This window comes from Streptomyces sp. NPDC087263 (assembly GCF_044744645.1).
Classification (GTDB): Bacteria; Actinomycetota; Actinomycetes; order Streptomycetales; family Streptomycetaceae; genus Streptomyces.
Genome location: NZ_JBIUYT010000002.1, coordinates 742,452 through 760,998, shown reverse-complemented (window position 1 = coordinate 760,998; position 18,547 = coordinate 742,452). Strand labels below are relative to the sequence as shown.

Sequence of the window (18,547 nt, the reverse complement as noted above, 5' to 3'; positions counted from 1 at the left end):
GGGGGCGGAGCCCCCAGGAACAAGGGACGGGCAGGGGCGGAGGGGGTGGAGGGGGCGAAAAAACCCGAACCCGCGCCCACGCGCTACGGCGCCGCCCGCCGCCCCCGCGTCCGGCATCCGCCGAAACTCGCGGGACCACCACCCGCTAGCAGGATCCCCCCGAGCAACGCCCCGCCCACCCCGGCCCCTTCGCCCAGGGGATGCCCGTACGCCCGTACATCCCGCTCCGCGAGCACCCGCGCCCGCTGGGCAAGCCCCTCGGCAGCCTGAGCCTCGGCAAGCTCACCCGAGAGCTGCCGTTCCGCCTCCGCCAGGCGGGTACGCGCCTCCCAGCCCACCGCCCCCCGATGCGTGGTGACGAAGTCGGCCGCGATGGCGACCGAACTACGCGCGGGGAGGAGGACATGATCAAGGACCCCGTCGGTGAGATCCGCACCGACCCGAGCCACTCGGCGCAACGCGTCGAGCGGATCCTGCGCCCCGCCGGCCGACAGCGGACGCCGTACGTCGGCAAGGACCGACTCGGCCTGCGCGACACGGCCGGCAGGCTCAGGCGAACCGTCGGCCGTGCTCTCCGGCTCGCCCCGCGCCTTGGCGAGGCCGTCCTCCACCACGGCGATCGCGATAGGCAACTGCTCCTCGGCAGCGGCCAGTTCGCCCGCGAGCCGGTCGACACCGTCGACGAGGACGGCCGCCTGGTCGACGGCCCCCTCCGCGGCGCGCAGACAGGCGGCGGCCAGGTCTTCGTCGCCCCGGTCGAGCGACTGCCGCGCCCGGTTGAGATGCACCGTCGCGAACAGGAGCCGGTCCTTGGCCTGTTCGACGTATCCGGCTACGGGAACGGACGCGGAAGGCGCGTACCGCTCGCGGAGTTCACGGAGCGTCGCCTCGGCGGCCGGGGTGCGCGTGGCGAGCCGACGAAAGCGGGCCTCGGCGTACTCCAACGCGGTCGGCGCGTCCTGCTCCAGGGCGCGCAGCTGGTCGAACCCGGCCGCCTCCGTGTCCAGCCGTCGCCCGGCCTCTGCGCACAGCGCGACGACCTCCTCCAGCAACTGACGGCGCTCGTCGTCGGATTCCGGTCCCGGGTCGTCCAGCCGCTGCCGCAGCCGGAAGGCCGCCGCCAGTTCGGACCTCGCGAACGCCAGCGCCTCCGCGTACGGCTTCACCGCCTCGTCGCCGAACCGGGCCGTGACGAGACCGAGTTCCTCGGCGCTGGTGCGGACGCAGTCGTCGGTGTCCACGAGCGACTGCTGGGCCTGCCGGTCGAGTTCGGCAAGCGGCACGATCGCCGGGGCCACCCCGCCCGGTGTCGTACGCGTCCTCGCCCGCCGCCTGCGCCGCGTGTAGGCGTACGCCGCCAGCACACCCGCCGCGCCCGCCGCGACGACCGGCAGTACGAGATCCCCGGTGTCCGTCCCGCCACCACCGGCGGCCTCGCGCGTCGGCGCCGCCGCACTCCGCGACATGGTCACCGGATCGTGATCATCGGCGCCCGTTCGAGCCAGCGGCAACACCAGCCACCCCACCGCCACCAGCCCCCCGAACAGGCCATACACGCCCCGCACGGCTCTGCGCGACGCCGCTCGGCGCGACCGGTTTCCACTCTGGGGCGATGCCACATTTGGGAGCGTATGACCGCCCGCGCGCCGCCGCGACCGGGGTGCGCCGACACGGGGGTCCTTAGGGTTTCGGAGGATGCGGGGGCGTACCGGAGGGGGCACGGGGATGGACACGGAGCGGACGGATTCAGAGGCGGGGCCGGATTCCGAGGCACAGGCGGAGCTCACGCCCGCCCCGACGGGCGCGGAGCCCGACCTCGACCCCGACCTCGACCCCAAGCGCAAGCGCAACTCCGACCTCGACCCCGACCCCGGCCTCGCCCCCGATCCCGCCCCCGCCCCCGACGCGACCGCAGACCAAGCCCCCCGAGCCCCCGGCGCCGGCCGAACCTCCCACCCTCGCCGAGTCCTCCGCGCCTGGCGGCACCCCCGCCTCCGTTGGCCCAAGCGCATCGCCCTCGGGCTGGTGCTCCTTCTCGTCCTCCCGGCCCTCGGCGCAGGCATCGCGCTGCGAGTGAACTACGCCGGAGACCCGGGCCCCGGCACCCAGACCAGAAACCGTGACGCCCTGTGGCTGGGCCACGCCTGGATAGACGGGCGGAAGGACGACGCGGATGTCCGCGCGCTCGCGGAGCAGGTGCGGGACAGCGGGATACGGGACCTGTACGTGCATGCGGGACCCTTGGAGCATGACGGGTCGTTGCCCGAGTCGGCCTATCCGCAGGCGGATTGGCTGATCGGGGCCGTGCGCCGCGAGGTGCCCGGCGTACGGGTGCAGGCCTGGCTCGGGGACGTACTGGCGAGTGAGGGGCCGGAGGGGCTGCGGCTGGAGCGGGAGGAGACGCGGGTCGCAGTGGTCGGGTCCACCGAGCAGGTCCTCGGGGCCGGCTTCGACGGCGTCCACTTCGACCTGGAGCCGCTGCACTCGGGCGACGACGACTACCTTTCCCTTCTCGACGACCTGCACACGGTCACCCAGGACCGCGGCGTCCTCCTCTCCGTCGCCGCCCACCAGATCGACCCGTTCCCGGCCGCCAACTCCATCAGGGGCACCCTCACGGGCCACCCGAAGTGGTGGTCCCAGGCCTACTTCGGCCAAGTAGCCCGCCGCGTCGACCAGATCGCCCTCATGTCCTACGACACGGCGCTTCCGCTGGAGAGCCTGTACGGCGGATACGTCGCCCAGCAGACCTCCCTAGCTCTCGAAGTCACCCCGGAATCAACGGACTTGCTGATGGGCCTGCCGTTCTTCCACGACGACGATCTGAGCCACCACGAATCCGCCGAGACGGTCGAGGCGGCCGTACGCGGCACCCGCCTGGGCCTCTCCCGCACGGACCGCGACCGGGAGCGCTTCGGGGTGGCCCTGTACATCGATTTCGCCGCCGAGGAGTCCGACTGGGCGGCGTACAGGGAGGGTTGGGTGTCGTGATCGTGGGCGCGTGATGCCCACACCTGCGGAGGGGCTGGATCGCCGCCGGTGTCGCCTGCACGGCGCTCGTGATCACGGGCAGCGCACTCGTGACCCGTGCCGAGCGGCTGGGCCCCGCCCGATCGTGACGGGCGACGTCCGCGACCCGCTCACGCACGATGACCTGGCACGATCGTCGATGGCAGCGGCAAGGGGAAGGTGACGTAAGCATTCCGCCACCCAGGTGTCATGCGGGGTTCGCCTGTATGGACGCGTCTGTTGGTTGTGAACTGCCTGTGTGGGGCATACCGTCCCACTTTCCCTATCCCCGTGAGGGCCACACAGTGATACGAGCGATACTCGCCAACAAGGTTGCCCGGCAAGCCTTGCGCCCCGTAACAGAGCTCATCGACCAGCGCATAGAGCGCCAGGCCCGTCGTATCGTCCAGAACTCCCTGAAGAACGTTCCGCAGAACGCCGAGTACGACGCGTTGCAGCAGGAGCTGAAGACGCTGCGCAACCGCCAGCGCCCCCTGGAGCTGTTCTTCGACGAGACCGGGCGCGGCTCGTCACGGCTGACGTCCGCACCCAATCTCGACCGCGCGATCAGTCAGTTGGCGGAGGTGACAGGCGACCGGGACGGTGCCGAGCGCAATGTCGCGCAGGCGTTCCGGCTGCTCATCGCGATGGAGGCGCTCGGGGTCGGCCGGATCGCCGGCGGCACGATGAACATCGTCGGCAAGCTGTCCGCCGTGCCGCTGCTCGACCCGCCGAACGACGAGATCCTGGAGATCGGGACTCTGTACGGGATGTTCGGCGCGGCCCTGATCCGCATGATGGAGCGCACAGGACGTGACCCGAGTCTGACGATCGTCGACCCTCTGGCGGGTAAGCAGCTACAGCCCGGCGCCGCCGTGGGGAAGGACGCGTCGGGCGCTCCCGTACGCGAAGCGGCGGTGCGCACCAATCTGGCGCTGGTGGGCGCGGCCGGCGCGGGGGCCCGGATCCAGCAGGGCTTCTCCGAGGACCCGGAAGTACGCGCGCTGCTCTCCGACCGCTCCTATGGCGTGATCATCGTCGACGGCGACCACTCCGCCGCCGGTGTCGAGGCCGATCTGCAGTGGGCGGAGCAGATCGTCGCGCCCGGCGGCATCGTCGTCCTGGACGACTTCGGTCACCCCAAGTGGCCCGGGATCAAAGAGGCCTTCGAGAAGCACATGACGGGGGACACCCGGCTCAAGTTCCTCGGCCAGGTGGCCCACTCCGGCTATCTCCGAGCGGAGGCGTGAGGCGCCTCAGGTCTAGGTCCGCCGCCGGATCTTGCTCCCGAGCCACACGAGCGGGTCGTACTTGCGGTCAACGGCCCTTTCCTTCAGGGGAATCAGCGCATTGTCCGTGATCTTGATGCCCTCGGGGCAGACCTCGGTGCAGCACTTGGTGATGTTGCAGTAGCCGAGGCCGTGTTCGTCCTGGGCGGTGCGTTTGCGGTCCAGGCCGGACTCGGCGGCGGCGTCCAGCGGATGCATGTCGAGTTCGGCCACGCGCATCAGGAAGCGCGGGCCCGCGAACGCCGGTTTGTTCTCCTCGTGGTCCCGGACGACATGGCAGGTGTCCTGGCACAGGAAGCACTCGATGCACTTGCGGAACTCCTGCGGGCGGTCCACGTCCTCCTGCTGCATCCGGTACTCGCCCAGGCCCAGCCCGGGGGGCGGCACGAAGGCCGGGACCTCACGCGCCTTCGCGTAGTTGAAGCCCACGTCCGTGACGAGATCGCGTACGACGGGAAAGGCGCGCAGCGGTGTGACGGTGATCGTCTCCTCCCGCGTGAACACCGACATCCGCGTCATGCACAGCAGCCGCGGCCGTCCGTTGACCTCCGCCGAGCACGAACCGCACTTGCCCGCCTTGCAGTTCCAGCGCACGGCCAGGTCGGAAGCCTGGGTCGCCTGGAGGCGGTGGATGATGTCGAGGACCACCTCACCGTCGTTGACCTCGACCTCGAAGTCCTTCAGACCGCCGCCCTTCGCATCCCCGCGCCACACCTTGAATCGGGCCTCATAGCTGCTCACTCGTAGAGCTCCTCTTCGGCGAGGTACTTGACCAGCTCCTCTTTCTCGAAGAGGGCCAGCAGGTCGGCGCGGATGGGTTCGGTGGTCTCGCTGGTCAGGTCGATCTGACCGTGCACGGGGTCGGTCGCCGCCAACCCGCCGGTGGGGTCGGTCAGTTGGCACAGGAGGTTGATACGGCGCCAGGTGCGCTCCATCGCCGGGTGGTCCTCGCGGGTGTGGCCGCCACGGGACTCCGTACGCTCCAGAGCGGCTCGTGCGACGCATTCGCTGACCAGGAGCATGTTGCGCAGGTCGAGGGCGAGGTGCCAGCCCGGGTTGAACTGGCGGTGGCCCTCCACCCCGGCCCGGCGGGCCCGTACCCGCAGATCCGCGAGCTTCTCCAGGGCCGCTTCCATCTCCTGCTCCCGACGGATGATGCCGACCAGGTCGTTCATCGTCTGCTGGAGTTCCTGGTGGAGGGTGTACGGGTTCTCGGGTGGGCGGCCGCCGGGGGTCTGGGGGCCGTCCCCCAGATGAGCACTGTCCTGGCCCGGCTCGGGTCCCTCGGCGGAGAACGGCCGCAGTGCCTCCGCCGCTGCCGCATCGATCTGGAGGTCGTCAACCGGGGGCCGTTCACCCAGCTCCGTCGCGTACCGCGCGGCGTGCAGTCCCGCCCGGCGCCCGAACACCAGCAGGTCGGAGAGCGAGTTGCCGCCGAGCCGGTTGGAGCCGTGCATGCCTCCGGCGACCTCACCGGCCGCGAACAGGCCGGGTACCCCGCGCGCCGCCGCCGTGTCCGACTCGACCGCGATGCCGCCCATGACGTAGTGGCAGGTCGGGCCGACCTCCATCGCCTCGGCGGTGATGTCGACGTCCGCCAGCTCCTTGAACTGGTGGTACATGGAGGGGAGTCGGCGCCGGATCAGCTCGGCGGGCATACGGGTGGAGACGTCGAGGAAGACCCCGCCGTGGGGTGTTCCGCGGCCGGCCTTCACCTCGGAGTTGATGGCGCGCGCGACCTCGTCCCGGGGCAGCAGTTCGGGGGGACGCCGGTTGTGGTCCGGGTCCTCGTACCAGCGGTCGCCTTCCTCCTCCGACTGCGCGTACTTCTCCTTGAAGACGTCCGGGATGTAGTCGAACATGAACCGTTTGCCGTCGGAGTTGCGCAGGACGCCCCCGTCGCCGCGTACCGACTCCGTGACGAGGATGCCCTTCACCGAGGGCGGCCAGACCATGCCCGTCGGATGGAACTGCACGAACTCCATGTTCAGCAGGGGCGCTCCGGCCAGCAGGGCCAGTGCGTGCCCGTCGCCCGTGTACTCCCACGAGTTCGACGTCACCTTGAAGGACTTGCCGATGCCGCCGGTCGCGATCACCACCGAGGGTGCTTCGAGGACGAAGAAGCGGCCGGACTCGCGCTGGTAGCAGAAGGCCCCGGAGACGCGCTCGCCGTCCTTCAGAACCCTGGTGACGGTGCACTCCTGATACACCTTCAGACGACTCTCGTAGTCGCCCGTCTCCTTCATGTCCGCCTGCTGAAGAGCCACGATCTTCTGCTGGAGGGTCCGGATCAGTTCAAGTCCCGTCCGGTCGCCGACATGCGCGAGCCGCGGATACTCGTGCCCGCCGAAGTTGCGCTGCGAGATCCGCCCGTCCTTCGTACGGTCGAAGAGGGCGCCCCAGGTCTCCAACTCCCATACCCGGTCCGGTGCTTCCTGCGCGTGCAGCTCGGCCATCCGCCACTGGTTGAGGAACTTCCCGCCGCGCATGGTGTCGCGGAAGTGGACCTGCCAGTTGTCACCGGAGTTGACGTTGCCCATGGCGGCCGCGATGCCGCCCTCGGCCATCACCGTGTGCGCCTTGCCGAACAGGGACTTGCAGATCACGGCCGTACGGGCGCCACGCTCGCGTGCCTCGATGGCGGCGCGCAGTCCGGCGCCCCCGGCACCGACCACGACGACGTCCCACTCCTGCCGATCGACCACGGACATCAGAAGAACCTCGGATCGTCAAAGGCGCCGGACGCGACCAGATACACGTAGAAGTCGGCGAGCGCCACGCTCACCAACGACGCCCAGGCGAGCAGCATGTGACGGGCATTCAGCTTCCCGACCCACTGCCACATCCGGTAGCGCACGGGATGCTTGGAGAAGTACCTGAGCTTCCCGCCGACGATGTGCCGACAGGAGTGGCAGGACAGGGTGTACGCCCAGATCAGGCTGATGTTGAGCAGGAAGACCAGGGTGCCCAGGCCCATGTGGCCCCAGTTGTAGTGCTCGTCGCGGAAGGAGAGCACGGTGTCGTACGTGAGGATCCCGGCGACGACGATGGCCGCGTAGAAGAAGTACCGGTGGATGTTCTGGAGCACCAGCGGGAAGCGGGTCTCGCCCGAGTACTTCTTGTGCGGCTCGGCGACCGCGCAGGCCGGCGGGCTCGCCCAGAAGCCGCGGTAGTAGGCCTTGCGGTAGTAGTAGCAGGTCAGCCGGAAGCCGAGCGGGAAGATCAGGATGAGGATGGCGGGGGAGATGCCCCACCAGCTCCCGAAGAGGTCGGCGTTGGGTCCGGAGCGCATGGGCTCGCAGCGGTCCGCCAGACAGGGTGAGTAGAACGGCGAGACGTACGGCGCCGCGTAGTAGTCCGTGTCGGCGAACGCCCGCCATGTCGAGTAGACGATGAAGGCCAGCAGACCGGCCGCGGTGGCGGCGGGCGCCAGCCACCAGCGGTCCGTCCGCAGGTGCGGGGCGGTGATCGCGGCGCGTGTACCGGCGCGTACACCGCCGCTGTGGGGATGGGGTTCCGTACCAGTGGCCAACTCATGACTCCGGTCGGGTTCGCGTTCGGGTTCCGGTCCAGGGGGCGGATTCAGGGGGCGCGGCGGTCGCGGGCGCCGAGTCCCTCGTCGTCCGAGTCCGTCCACAGGGACGTGTCGTACGGGGTGTCGGGGATGGATACGAGGTCGGGGCGCCGGAGGGTGGTCAGGCCGGGGGCGGCCTCCTTCAGCAGCGCGACGCTCTCGCGGAGGTGGTCGGCGTCGGTGCGCACGCGGCGCATCTCCAGGCCCGGGCCGATCTGCTGCTCCAGGCGGCTCACCGACCTCGCGAGGTCGTCGAGGCAGCGCTGGACTGACGTCAGGTCGTCTTGCACGGACATGACTTGCCCTCACTTCCCGGGGCGCGTCGGCCCCTCGGCGGCAACGTTCATGCGCCTGCGAGTGTTGCGCGTCACATGAGCCCCTGTGAAGGCATCTGCACGGATTGGTGGATCGCGCGCCTCCGTGCGCCGGGGCTGGGGGTTGGTTTTCTCGCCCCCTCCGCCCCTGCCCGTCCCGTGTTCCTGGGGGCGCTGCACCCAGACCCCCGTGTCGCGCTGAACGCGCTCGTCCTCAATCGCCGGACGGGCTGAAAGGGGGCGGCGGGGCCGAGAAGCGTTGTTCGTTGCGCCGCACGGGTGGGCTTCCGCCCTTCCCCCGCCGTGTCGCCGCCCCGTCGGCGAACCCCTCCCCTTCAGTGGGCGCATACATCTGATCAGCTCCATATACCGCCAAACGTGATCAGAAGCCGACAGTAGAGCGTCCCCCGGAGGTTGCAGTGATGTCCCACGACGGCGTCGGTCTGCGCGCGGTGATGCGCTCGGTCGCGTTTCTCACCGCGGGCGCGCTCGCGGTACCCGTTCTCACCGCGTGCAGCGAGCAGGACCAGGCGGGCAAGCCGGTGGCCGCGCAGGACATCGCGCCCGCGACCCGCGACCTGATCGCCGACGGCGGCACCCTGCGCTGGGCCGTGGACGCCGTACCGGAGACGCTCAACACCTTCCAGGCGGACGCCGACGCCGCGACGTCGAGGGTCGCCGGCGCCGTACTGCCCTCGATGTTCCGGCTCGACCCGAACGGGCGGCCGCAGGCCAACCCCGACTACCTGGAGTCCGCGAAGGTCGCCGACCGCGAGCCCAAGCAGGTCGTGCTGTACAAGCTCAACCAGCAGGCCGTCTGGAGCGACGGCCGCGAGATCGGCGCCCCCGACTTCGCTGCCCAGTGGCGCGCCCTGTCCGGCAAGGACACCGCGTACTGGACGGCCCGCAACGCGGGCTACGACCGCATCGAGAAGATCGAACGCGGCGCCAACGACCTGGAGGTCAAGGTCACCTTCAGCCGCCCGTACGCCGACTGGAAGTCGCTGTTCTCGCCGCTGTACCCGAAGGACGTCATGGGCACCCCGGACACCTTCAACGACGGCGCGCGCCGCAAGCTGAAGGTCACCGCGGGACCCTTCGCACTGAAGAAGGTCGACCACGAGGACGGCAAGGTCACCCTCACCCGCAACCCGCGCTGGTGGGGGCGGCCCACCAAGCTCTCCGAGATCGTGCTGCGCGCCGTCCCCCGCGACGAGCGGGCCGCCGCACTCGCCGCCGACAAGCTCGACCTGGCCGAGATCGACCCCTCCGAGGCCGAGCGGATCACCCTCGCGGCCCGCGACAAGGGCAGCACGCCCCTCCAGGGTCCCGGTGCCGCGCTCACCCCCGCGAAGGCGCTGCACTCCTGGGCCCTCGCGCACGGCTCCGACGAGGAGGCCGCGGGCGAGGAGATCAGCGCCCGGCAGAAGCGGCGGGAGACGCTCGCGGAGTACGCCGACCAGCAGTCCGCCCTGCGCGGTTTCGTGGTCCGCAAGTCCCTCGAACCCGCCTACACCCAGCTTGCCCTCAACGGCTCCGAGGGCCCTCTCGCCGACGAGCGCGTCCGCCGCGCCGTGGCCCGCGCCCTCGACCGCGAGGAGCTCGCCAAGGTGGTCCTCGAACCGCTCGGCCTGCCCGCCGTGCCGGTCGGCAGCCACCTCGCGCTCTCGGGCCAGCAGGCGTACGCCGACAACAGCGGCGCCCTCGGCGGTCAGGACACCGAGGAGGCGCGGGCGCTGCTCGCGGACGCCGGATGGGTGCCCGGCGGGCCGGTCAAGAAGCAGAAGAAGGCGGAGAAGGCGGCCGGGTCCGAGGGCGAGCTGGCGGACTCCCAAGAAGGCTCCCAAGACGGCCCCCAGGAAGGCTCCGGGGAAGGTGCCGACGACGGGACGTACATCGTCGGCGAGGACAACAAGCCCGCCGAGGCCGACCGGGAGAAGAAGAAGGACCCCAAGGACCACTCCAGGAAGCAGTCCGGACGGTACGCGGACGAGCAGGCCGGCAAGCACCTCGACGGCAAGCAGTACGGGCGCAAGGAGGCGAACGAGGCCAAGAGGGGTGGTGCGCCCGGCGCGTACGCCCCCAAGGGCACGGCCGCCCCGGCGGGCGCCGCGGCCGGCGCACTCGCCAAGGACGGCAAGCCGCTCACCCTCCGCTTCGTGGTCCCCTCCGGCCCCGGCTCGGAGTCGCTGCGCGCCGTCGCCGACCGCATCTCGCGGATGCTGGAGCGCGTCGGCGTCCGCACGGAGATGAACCGGGTCCCCGACGACAGCTACTTCAAGGACCACATCGCGTCCGGCGAGTACGACCTGGCGCTGTACTCCTGGCCCGCCTCCGCCTACCCGGCCACCGACGCCCGCCCCATCTACTCCAAGCCCGTGCCGGCCGCCGACGGCTCCCTCACCGTCGAGCAGAACTACACCCGCGTGGGCACCGACCAGGTCGACCAGCTCTTCGACCAGGCCATCGCCACACTCGACGAGGAAGAGGGGCGCTCCCTGGTCCGCAAGGCCGACGCCCGCATCTGGGCCGCCGCCGGATCGATTCCCCTCTACCAGCGCCCCCAGCTGACAGCCGCCCGTTCCAACCTCGCGAACACCGGCGCCTTCGGCTTCCAGACCCCTGTCTACGAGGACATGGGCTTCCTGCGAAAGGGCGCGCAGGGCCCGCAGGGGACGGAGAAGAAGGACAAGTAGGGGACAAGTAGTCCTCTCGCGCAGATCCTCTTCGCTCAGATCATCCTCAAGCCGAGTGCCGGACGGGACCGGGCTGGGCAGAGTGTCCCCGACGGCCGGTGATCACCACCGGCCGTCGGAGACACCGGGGGAAGACCATGCGCGAACACACTCGCAGGAACACGGCGGCGGGTCTCGCCGCGGCGGCGCTGTTCGTCGCCGGCACGGGCTGCACGAGCGGTGCGGACCAGAAGGACAGACAGGACAGTGCCGTGCCGTGCAGGCAAGGGACGTACGCCTGGTCCGGCATCGAACGCGAGCAGAAGCTGACCGGGCTCGCCGACCCGATCAGGCTGACGACGAAGACGGACTCCGTGTCGGTGGACCTCAATCCGCTGAGGGGCGTCAGGTACCAGCCCCACATGACCTCCACGGCCCCCGGTGTCCGGGCGGCCGACGCCATCAAGGCGCTGGGCAGGCATCTCAAGACGACGGTGCCCCTCGCGGACCCCTCGGAGGCGGCCGTGCCGAGCGAACTCGGGGAGCACTTCGAGGCACATACAGGGCACCTCCAGGGGGCGTACTACGCATGGATGTACGTCGATCTGGTCGAGGCCGATTTCACGTACACCTGTCGGGGTGGCGGCCCCCAGCCGGTCAAGGGCCATGTACTGACCTGGGAGACGACCGGCAGCGGGTTCCTGACCTGCGGCGACCCCCGCGACGTCGGGGGCTTCGCCCCAACGGGCGCCGCCGAGCGCACCGCCGCCCGGAAGCTCTGCCCGACCGATTCGCCCGCCGCGAAGAGCGCCTGACCACGAGCCCGGGAACGCCGTGCGCGGGCCTGCGTCCGCAGGCCCGCGGAGGCCGCGGGTGTCAGGGCCACGTAGCATGGGGTAAGGCCGTGGCGCGTTCAGCCCGGCAGGGCCCCACCCCGGTGAGCGGAGGGGCCGTCCACTCACTCCGGGAGAAGCGCCTCAATATGGCCACGCGCCACGACATCCGCAACGTTGCCATCGTCGCCCACGTCGACCATGGCAAGACCACTCTGGTCGACGCCATGCTCAAGCAGGCCGGTGCCTTCGCCGCGCACGCCGCCGAGTCGCTCGACGACCGCATGATGGACTCGAATGACCTGGAGCGTGAGAAGGGCATCACGATCCTGGCCAAGAACACGGCCGTGAAGTACCACCCGAAGGATGGCGGCGACGTCATCACCATCAACATCATCGACACCCCCGGCCACGCCGACTTCGGTGGCGAGGTCGAGCGCGGTCTGTCGATGGTGGACGCGGTCGTCCTGCTGGTCGACGCCTCCGAGGGTCCGCTGCCGCAGACCCGCTTCGTGCTGCGCAAGGCGCTCCAGCAGCGTCTGCCGGTCATCCTGTGCATCAACAAGACCGACCGCCCGGACTCCCGGATCGACGAGGTCGTCAACGAGACCTACGACCTCTTCCTGGACCTGGAGGCGGACGAGGAGCAGATCGAGTTCCCCATCGTCTACGCGTGCGCGCGTGACGGAGTGGCCTCGCTGACCAAGCCGGAGGACGGCACCGTCCCGGCCGACAGCGACAGCCTGGAGCCCTTCTTCTCCACGATCCTGTCGCACGTCCCGGCCCCCGAGTTCGACGAGGCCGCCCCGCTCCAGGCGCACGTCACCAACCTGGACGCCGACAACTTCCTCGGCCGTATCGCGCTGCTCCGCGTCGAGCAGGGCGAGCTGCGCAAGGGCCAGACCGTCACGTGGATCAAGCGCGACGGCACGATGTCCAACGTGCGCATCACCGAGCTCCTGATGACCGAGGCGCTCACCCGCAAGCCGGCCGAGATGGCGGGCCCCGGTGACATCTGTGCCGTGGCCGGTATCCCGGACATCATGATCGGCGAGACCCTCGCCGACCCCGCGAACCCGATCGCGCTGCCGCTGATCACGGTCGACGAGCCGGCGATCTCGATGACCATCGGTACGAACACCTCGCCGCTGGTCGGCCGCGGCGGCACCGGCAAGGGCGCCTCCGCGAAGGCGGCCGTCAAGGACCGCAAGGTCACCGCCCGTCAGGTCAAGGACCGTCTGGACCGCGAGCTGGTCGGTAACGTCTCGCTGCGCGTCCTGGACACCGAGCGTCCCGACGCCTGGGAGGTCCAGGGCCGTGGTGAGCTCGCGCTCGCCATCCTGGTCGAGCAGATGCGCCGTGAGGGCTTCGAGCTGACCATCGGCAAGCCGCAGGTCGTCACCCAGGTGATCGACGGCAAGGTCCACGAGCCGGTCGAGCGCATGACGATCGACGTCCCCGAGGAGCACATGGGCGCGGTCACGCAGCTCATGGGCGTCCGCAAGGGCCGGATGGACAACATGTCGAACCACGGTTCGGGCTGGGTCCGTCTGGAGTTCGTCGTGCCGTCCCGTGGCCTCATCGGCTTCCGGACCGAGTTCCTCACCGGCACCCGCGGTACCGGCATCGCGCACTCGATCCACGAGGGCCACGAGCCCTGGTTCGGCGTGCTCACGACCCGTAACAACGGCTCGCTGGTCGCCGACCGCGCGGGCGCCGTCACCGCGTTCGCGATGACAAACCTCCAGGAGCGCGGTGTGCTCTTCACCGACCCCGGCACCGAGGTGTACGAGGGCATGATCGTCGGCGAGAACTCGCGCGCCGACGACATGGACGTGAACATCACCAAGGAGAAGAAGCTCACCAACATGCGGTCCGCCGCGGCCGACTCCTTCGAGGCGATCGTCCCGCCGCGCAAGCTCTCGCTGGAGCAGTCGCTGGAGTTCTGCCGCGACGACGAGTGCGTCGAGGTGACTCCGGAATCCGTTCGCATCCGCAAGGTCAACCTGGACGCCCGCGAGCGCGGCCGCGCCGCGAGCCGCGCCAAGCACGGCTGATCCGGCTGTTTCCGGACGGCTGAGCGCGCCGTCGGGCGCGGCTGATCCGGCCGTCCGGAAAAGCTGATCCGGCCCCCTCGGCATGACCGAGTCACCGGCAACTGAGCCCGGGTTCCCCCATGATGGGGAACCCGGGCTTTTTGCTGCGACAGATCGAGCCGTCCCGCATGACACCTGCAACCGGATTTCCCGTCGCACCGTGTCCGAAATGCGGTTCCTCCCGCCCGATACATATGTAACAAGTCCGTTTCGCGGACTTCTCCCGCAGATGATTTTGTCCAGATTTTGGAAGATGTACGTGTCAGCTGTGATGGAACCGAGACCTAAAGGCAGTGGTCGGTATCTGGCTCATGTCAGATAGTTAGCCGCGTAACGCTCGGGTCAATGGGTCATGCGCTGCCGGGGGCAGCGCCGACTCACGAGCACTGTGGGGCGCTTGACCCTCCGTCAGGGGTGTCGGAGGTCAAGCAAGAAGCCCCTCCTGTCCGTGCACCGGTTGAGTCATGAGGAGGCACAAGATGCCAACTACGCGTGTTCACCTGCGAGTTGTCGCCCGCCGCGCCCTGGCGCCCAGCGACTACTAGGCATACGTCTCTCCTGATTCACATGGTCCGAACCGTGGCCGCCCCCACCCTGTGGTGGCCCGCGGACTCGGCGTACCCATGAAATGGACGAACCATGACCAGTCCGATCGAGATCCAGGGCGCGGAAGCCTCCACCGAGGTCGACGAGAAGGCCGGGCCGAAACGTTCCGAGCAGCCGGAGAAGTTGGCGGGCCGATCGCCCGGCCAGCTGATGTGGCTCCGGTTCAAGCGTGACCGCACCGGTGTGCTGTCCGCGTACATCGTGCTCTTCTTCTTCCTGATCGCCGCCCTCGCTCCGCTGATCTCGAAGCTGTACGGCAAGAATCCGTACACGCTCTACGGGCAGGACGACCCGACGCTCCTGAACGACTTCAACATGCCGTCAGGACCCAACGGCGGCATCACGTCCGAGTTCTGGTTCGGCATCGAACCGACTCTGGGGCGCGATGTGTTCATGCAGCTCCTGTACGGCATGCGTACCTCGCTCTACACGGCACTCGCGGCGACGGTCGCCATGGTGATCATGGGCATCGTCATCGGGCTGGTCGGCGGGTACTTCGGCGGCAAGGTCGACTACTGGCTCGGCCGCCTCACGGACTTCCTGCTGGCCTTCCCCAACCAGCTGTTCATGATCGCGTCCATGCCCGTGATCACGGTGGTGTTCGTCGCTCCTGACGAGGAGACGCCCACCTACATCCGCACGCTCGCCATCGTCGGCGTGCTGTGGTTCCTCGGCTGGATGGGGCTCTCCCGGCTGATCCGGGCGGTCACCCTCTCGCTGCGTGAGCGCGAGTTCGTCGAGGCCGCGAAGGTCGCCGGCGCCTCCCCGTGGCGGATCATCCGCAAGGAACTGCTGCCCAACCTCGTCACACCGATCCTGGTGCAGGGCACGTACATGCTGCCCAGCACCATTCTGTCGGTCGCGTTTCTCTCCTTCGTCGGCGTCGGATACACCGAGCCGACGCCTGACTGGGGCCGGATGTTCGCCATTGGGTCGGACATCTACGAACAGGACCCTGTCTACATGTTCTTCCCGGGTGTCGCCATGGTCGTCTTCGTCGTGGCGTTCAACCTCCTCGGGGACTCCGTCCGGGATGCCTTCGATCCCAAGACGGGCCGCTGATACCAGCGAGGGCCGCTGCCCCCCGGGAGCCGGCGACGGGGCCGTGCACCGCAAGGCAGCACCAGTGATCACTACTCACAGGCAGGTGGACTCGACTCCATGAGCATCCTCAGTTCCCGCAGAGGGCGGACCGCACTCGCCGCGGTCGCGGTCGGCGCCCTGGCGCTGGCCGGCTGCAGCAGCAGTGACAGCGGCAGCAACACCGACGACAGCAAGAAGAAGGAAGACGCCGCCGCGCAGTCCGCGGCCGTGAAGTTCGGCACCGCGGCGGACTCCACGGGTCCCGCGGCGGAGGTCGCCGGAGCCAAGGCCGGCGGCACCATACAGGTCTATCAGGAGACCGACTTCTCGCACCTCGACCCCGCCCAGATCTACGTCAGCGACGGCGGCCTGCTCTCCAAGCTGATCTACCGCGGTCTGACCACGTACAAGGAAGACGACAACGGCGGTCTCACCGTCGTCGGTGACCTCGCCACCGACCCGGGCAAGATCTCCGACGGCGGCAAGACCTGGACGTTCACGCTCAAGGACGGCATCAAGGACGAGAACGGTCATGTGATCGACTCGGCCGACATCAGGCACACCATCGAGCGGCTCTACGACCCGTTCATCACGGACGGGCCGACCTACGTCCAGCAGTGGCTGTCGGGCTCCGGTACCACCTACCGCGACGCGTACGCGGGTCCGTTCAAGGACAAGCACCTGCCGGACACCGTGCTGGCCACGCCCGACGCCAAGACCGTCGTCTTCAAGTTCAAGAACGCGCAGCCGGACCTGGCGCAGGCCCTGGCCATGCCCGGATACTCCATCGTGCCCGAGGAGACGGACACCAAGGAGAAGTACGACACCGACCCGGTCGCCGTCGGTCCGTACAAGATCTCGGAGTTCAAGCCTGGCAAGAGCGTGTCGCTGGTCAAGAACGCCAACTGGGACGCGGCCTCGGACCCGATGCGTCACCAGTACGTCGACGGCTTCAACATCGAGGTCAACCACGACGACGAGGACCAGACCAAGACGATCCTCGCCGACCGCGGTGACGCCCAGAACGCGATCATGATGACCGGTCAGGTCGCCACCACGCAGGTGCAGAAGGTCGTGTCCGACGCCGCGGCGATGAAGCGCTCCGTCCAGGGCTACGCGCCGTACGTGTGGCAGCTGAACTTCAACCTGGACCGCGTCAAGGACAAGAAGCTCCGTGACGCGATCACCCTGGCCCTGCCGGCCACCTCGGTCTTCAAGGCCGACGGCGGCGCCTACGGCGGTGAGGTCGCCAACAGCCTGATGTCGCCCACCACTCCGGGCTACGACAAGGCGTACGACCCCTTCAACCGGGCCAAGAAGCCCAACGGTGACATCGAGGCGGCCAAGAAGCTGGTCGAGGAGGCCGGCGCCGACGGCAAGAAGATCGTCTACGCCTACGCCAACACCCCGGTCCGCCAGCAGCAGGCCCTCCTCATCGAGAACGCCCTCGGGAAGATCGGTCTGGACGTCCAGAAGAAGGAGATCGACTCCGCCACCTGGTACGAGCAGGTCGGCAAGGTCGACAACGGCTTCGACATCTACATGACCGGCTGGGGCCAGGACTGGGCCTCCGCCAGCACCGTCTTCCCGCCGCTGTACGACGGCACGCAGATCCAGGACGGTTCGTCGAACTACGCGCACATCAACGACGACCACGTGAACTCCGAGATCGTCCGCATTCAGAAGATCACGGACTCCGCGGAGGCCACCAAGGCCTGGAACGCCCTCAACCAGTACATCAGCGAGAAGGTCAACCCGGCCGCGCCGATCTACTACACCAAGGTGTTCCAGATCGCCGGCTCCAACGTGGGCGGCCTGCGCTACTCCACGGTGACCAGCTACATCGACCCGACCCGGGTCTTCCTCAAGAGCTGATCATGGTCCCGGGGGCGCACTCAGCCGAGCGCGCCCCCGGGTGCTCCTGTCCGTCCCTGGCCGTAGCCGTCCCGAGAGCAGCGTTCCGCCATGCTTCGATTCATCCTTCGCCGGACGTTCGGCGCGATGCTCATCCTTCTGCTGATCAGCGTCGTCACGTTCCTCATGTACTACGCCATTCCCCAGGATCCGGCGTTGCTCTCGTGCGCCAAGAACTGCACCCCGGACGCGCTGGCGATCATCCACAAGAACCTGGGCATGGACGAACCGTTGCCCGTGCAGTACTGGAAGTTCCTCTCCGGCGTCTTCGTCGGGCGGGACTTCGCCGTGGGTCACTGCCCAGCCCCCTGCTTCGGCGTCTCCTTCCGCGACCAGCAGATGGTCTGGGACACGATCATGGACCGCTTCCCGCTGACGCTGTCGCTCACGGTCGGCGGCCTGGTCGTCTTCCTCATCGTCGGCCTCGGCACCGGCATGATCGCCGCCCGTTTCCGGGGGACCTGGCTGGACAAGGGCGCCAGCAGCATCTCGCTGGTCCTCAGCTCGTTCCAGATCTACTTCCTCGGCCCGATCGTCCTCGGCATCTTCGTCTACAGCACGGGCTGGCTCGACAAGCCCAAGTACGTGCCGCTGACCGAGAATCCGTGGGGGTGGTTCATGGGCCTGCTGATCCCCTGGCTCGTCATGTCCGTGATCTTCACCGCCAACTACACGCGTATGGCACGCTCGACGATGATCGAGCAGCTCCAGGAGGAGCATGTGCGCGCCGCCCGAGCGAAGGGCATGTCCGGCAGATACGTCTTCTTCCGGTACGCCTGGCGCGGCTCGCTCATTCCCATCCTCACCATCCTCGGCATGGACCTCTCCGCACTGCTCGGCGGCGCCATCGTCACCGAGTTCACCTTCGGTCTCGCGGGCCTCGGCCGGCTCGCGGTCGACTCGGTGATCGGCAAGGACCTGCCGAAACTGATGGGCGTGATGCTCGTCAGCGCCGCGTTCATCCTTGTACTGAACGTCATCGTCGATGCCCTGTACGCGGTGGTCGATCCGCGGGTACGACTGGCGTAGTCCCGTAGTCCCGTAGTCCCGTAGTCCCGTAGTCCCGTAGTCCCGTAGTTCAGATGGCTCCGTAGTCGAGTAGCCCCGTAGTAGCTCTGCCGTATTGGCTGTGCCGCAGTCCTGCTCGTCGTCCT

At 68.8% G+C, this 18,547-nt stretch carries 13 protein-coding genes; 8 read left to right on the top strand and 5 right to left on the bottom strand.

Translation table 11 applies throughout. From position 1 onward, the window contains the following. Nucleotides 1-83 precede the first annotated feature (83 nt). Nucleotides 84-1,466: a hypothetical protein gene (locus tag ACIPC1_RS08625; RefSeq protein ID WP_402514511.1), complete on the bottom strand. Its 1,383-nt coding sequence runs from the start codon at nt 1,464-1,466 to the stop codon at nt 84-86. Between the two features lie 259 nt (nt 1,467-1,725). On the opposite strand from ACIPC1_RS08625, the gene ACIPC1_RS08620 reads away from it, so the two are divergent. Continuing rightward, on the top strand, nt 1,726-2,991 hold the full coding sequence (locus ACIPC1_RS08620) for a hypothetical protein (RefSeq protein WP_402514508.1): 1,266 nt from the start codon (nt 1,726-1,728) through the stop codon (nt 2,989-2,991). 365 nt (nt 2,992-3,356) lie between these two features. Beyond that, on the top strand, nt 3,357-4,259 hold the full coding sequence (locus ACIPC1_RS08615; RefSeq protein WP_402514506.1) for a class I SAM-dependent methyltransferase: 903 nt from the start codon (nt 3,357-3,359) through the stop codon (nt 4,257-4,259). Nucleotides 4,260-4,271: 12 nt separating this feature from the next. Here ACIPC1_RS08615 and ACIPC1_RS08610 read toward each other — a convergent pair whose 3' ends face one another. The 4 genes from ACIPC1_RS08610 to ACIPC1_RS08595 are packed head-to-tail and all read right to left on the bottom strand — an operon-like array spanning nt 4,272 to nt 8,168. Then, complete coding sequence (locus ACIPC1_RS08610) at nt 4,272-5,039, bottom strand: succinate dehydrogenase/fumarate reductase iron-sulfur subunit (RefSeq protein ID WP_402514504.1); 768 nt, start codon at nt 5,037-5,039, stop codon at nt 4,272-4,274. Further along, on the bottom strand, nt 5,036-7,009 hold the full coding sequence (locus tag ACIPC1_RS08605) for a fumarate reductase/succinate dehydrogenase flavoprotein subunit (protein ID WP_402514502.1): 1,974 nt from the start codon (nt 7,007-7,009) through the stop codon (nt 5,036-5,038). The genes ACIPC1_RS08610 and ACIPC1_RS08605 overlap by 4 nt, the downstream gene beginning before the upstream one ends. Beyond that, the gene (locus ACIPC1_RS08600; RefSeq protein ID WP_402514500.1) at nt 7,009-7,830 is read right to left on the bottom strand and encodes a hypothetical protein; all 822 of its coding nucleotides are present in this window, start codon (nt 7,828-7,830) and stop codon (nt 7,009-7,011) included. Before ACIPC1_RS08600 ends, ACIPC1_RS08605 begins: the two co-directional genes overlap by 1 nt. A 50-nt stretch (nt 7,831-7,880) precedes the next feature. Next, nucleotides 7,881-8,168 carry a hypothetical protein gene (locus tag ACIPC1_RS08595; RefSeq protein WP_402514498.1) on the bottom strand — a complete coding sequence of 96 codons (288 nt, stop codon included), beginning with the start codon at nt 8,166-8,168 and terminating at the stop codon, nt 7,881-7,883. 440 nt (nt 8,169-8,608) lie between these two features. On the opposite strand from ACIPC1_RS08595, the gene ACIPC1_RS08590 reads away from it, so the two are divergent. The 6 genes from ACIPC1_RS08590 to ACIPC1_RS08565 all read left to right on the top strand — a co-directional run bounded on the left by ACIPC1_RS08590 (nt 8,609) and on the right by ACIPC1_RS08565 (nt 18,422). After that, nucleotides 8,609-10,882, top strand: coding sequence for an ABC transporter family substrate-binding protein (locus tag ACIPC1_RS08590; RefSeq protein WP_402514496.1), 2,274 nt, complete (start codon nt 8,609-8,611; stop codon nt 10,880-10,882). A gap of 137 nt (nt 10,883-11,019) precedes the next feature. Then, nucleotides 11,020-11,676 carry a hypothetical protein gene (locus ACIPC1_RS08585; RefSeq protein ID WP_402514494.1) on the top strand — a complete coding sequence of 219 codons (657 nt, stop codon included), beginning with the start codon at nt 11,020-11,022 and terminating at the stop codon, nt 11,674-11,676. A 167-nt stretch (nt 11,677-11,843) separates the two neighbouring features. After that, complete coding sequence (gene typA / locus ACIPC1_RS08580) at nt 11,844-13,751, top strand: translational GTPase TypA (RefSeq protein WP_402514493.1); 1,908 nt, start codon at nt 11,844-11,846, stop codon at nt 13,749-13,751. A gap of 678 nt (nt 13,752-14,429) precedes the next feature. Further along, nucleotides 14,430-15,458 (top strand): ABC transporter permease, encoded by a 1,029-nt coding sequence (locus ACIPC1_RS08575; RefSeq protein WP_402514492.1) that lies wholly within the window; start codon nt 14,430-14,432, stop codon nt 15,456-15,458. 99 nt (nt 15,459-15,557) lie between these two features. Further along, the gene (locus ACIPC1_RS08570) at nt 15,558-17,354 is read left to right on the top strand and encodes an ABC transporter substrate-binding protein (protein ID WP_402514490.1); all 1,797 of its coding nucleotides are present in this window, start codon (nt 15,558-15,560) and stop codon (nt 17,352-17,354) included. 90 nt (nt 17,355-17,444) lie between these two features. Continuing rightward, nucleotides 17,445-18,422, top strand: coding sequence for an ABC transporter permease (locus ACIPC1_RS08565; RefSeq protein ID WP_402514487.1), 978 nt, complete (start codon nt 17,445-17,447; stop codon nt 18,420-18,422). Nucleotides 18,423-18,547: the final 125 nt, after the last annotated feature.

Bases quoted from the DNA above. Each gene is read 5' to 3' on its own strand.
- typA (WP_402514493.1), top strand. From the start codon at position 11,844: ATGGCCACGCGCCACGACATCCGCAACGTTGCCATCGTCGCCCACGTC.
- ACIPC1_RS08625 (WP_402514511.1), bottom strand. From the start codon at position 1,466: ATGTCGCGGAGTGCGGCGGCGCCGACGCGCGAGGCCGCCGGTGGTGGC.
- ACIPC1_RS08595 (WP_402514498.1), bottom strand. From the start codon at position 8,168: ATGTCCGTGCAAGACGACCTGACGTCAGTCCAGCGCTGCCTCGACGAC.
- ACIPC1_RS08575 (WP_402514492.1), top strand. From the start codon at position 14,430: ATGACCAGTCCGATCGAGATCCAGGGCGCGGAAGCCTCCACCGAGGTC.
- ACIPC1_RS08570 (WP_402514490.1), top strand. From the start codon at position 15,558: ATGAGCATCCTCAGTTCCCGCAGAGGGCGGACCGCACTCGCCGCGGTC.
- ACIPC1_RS08585 (WP_402514494.1), top strand. From the start codon at position 11,020: ATGCGCGAACACACTCGCAGGAACACGGCGGCGGGTCTCGCCGCGGCG.
- ACIPC1_RS08620 (WP_402514508.1), top strand. From the start codon at position 1,726: ATGGACACGGAGCGGACGGATTCAGAGGCGGGGCCGGATTCCGAGGCA.
- ACIPC1_RS08605 (WP_402514502.1), bottom strand. From the start codon at position 7,009: ATGTCCGTGGTCGATCGGCAGGAGTGGGACGTCGTCGTGGTCGGTGCC.
- ACIPC1_RS08590 (WP_402514496.1), top strand. From the start codon at position 8,609: ATGTCCCACGACGGCGTCGGTCTGCGCGCGGTGATGCGCTCGGTCGCG.
- ACIPC1_RS08565 (WP_402514487.1), top strand. From the start codon at position 17,445: ATGCTTCGATTCATCCTTCGCCGGACGTTCGGCGCGATGCTCATCCTT.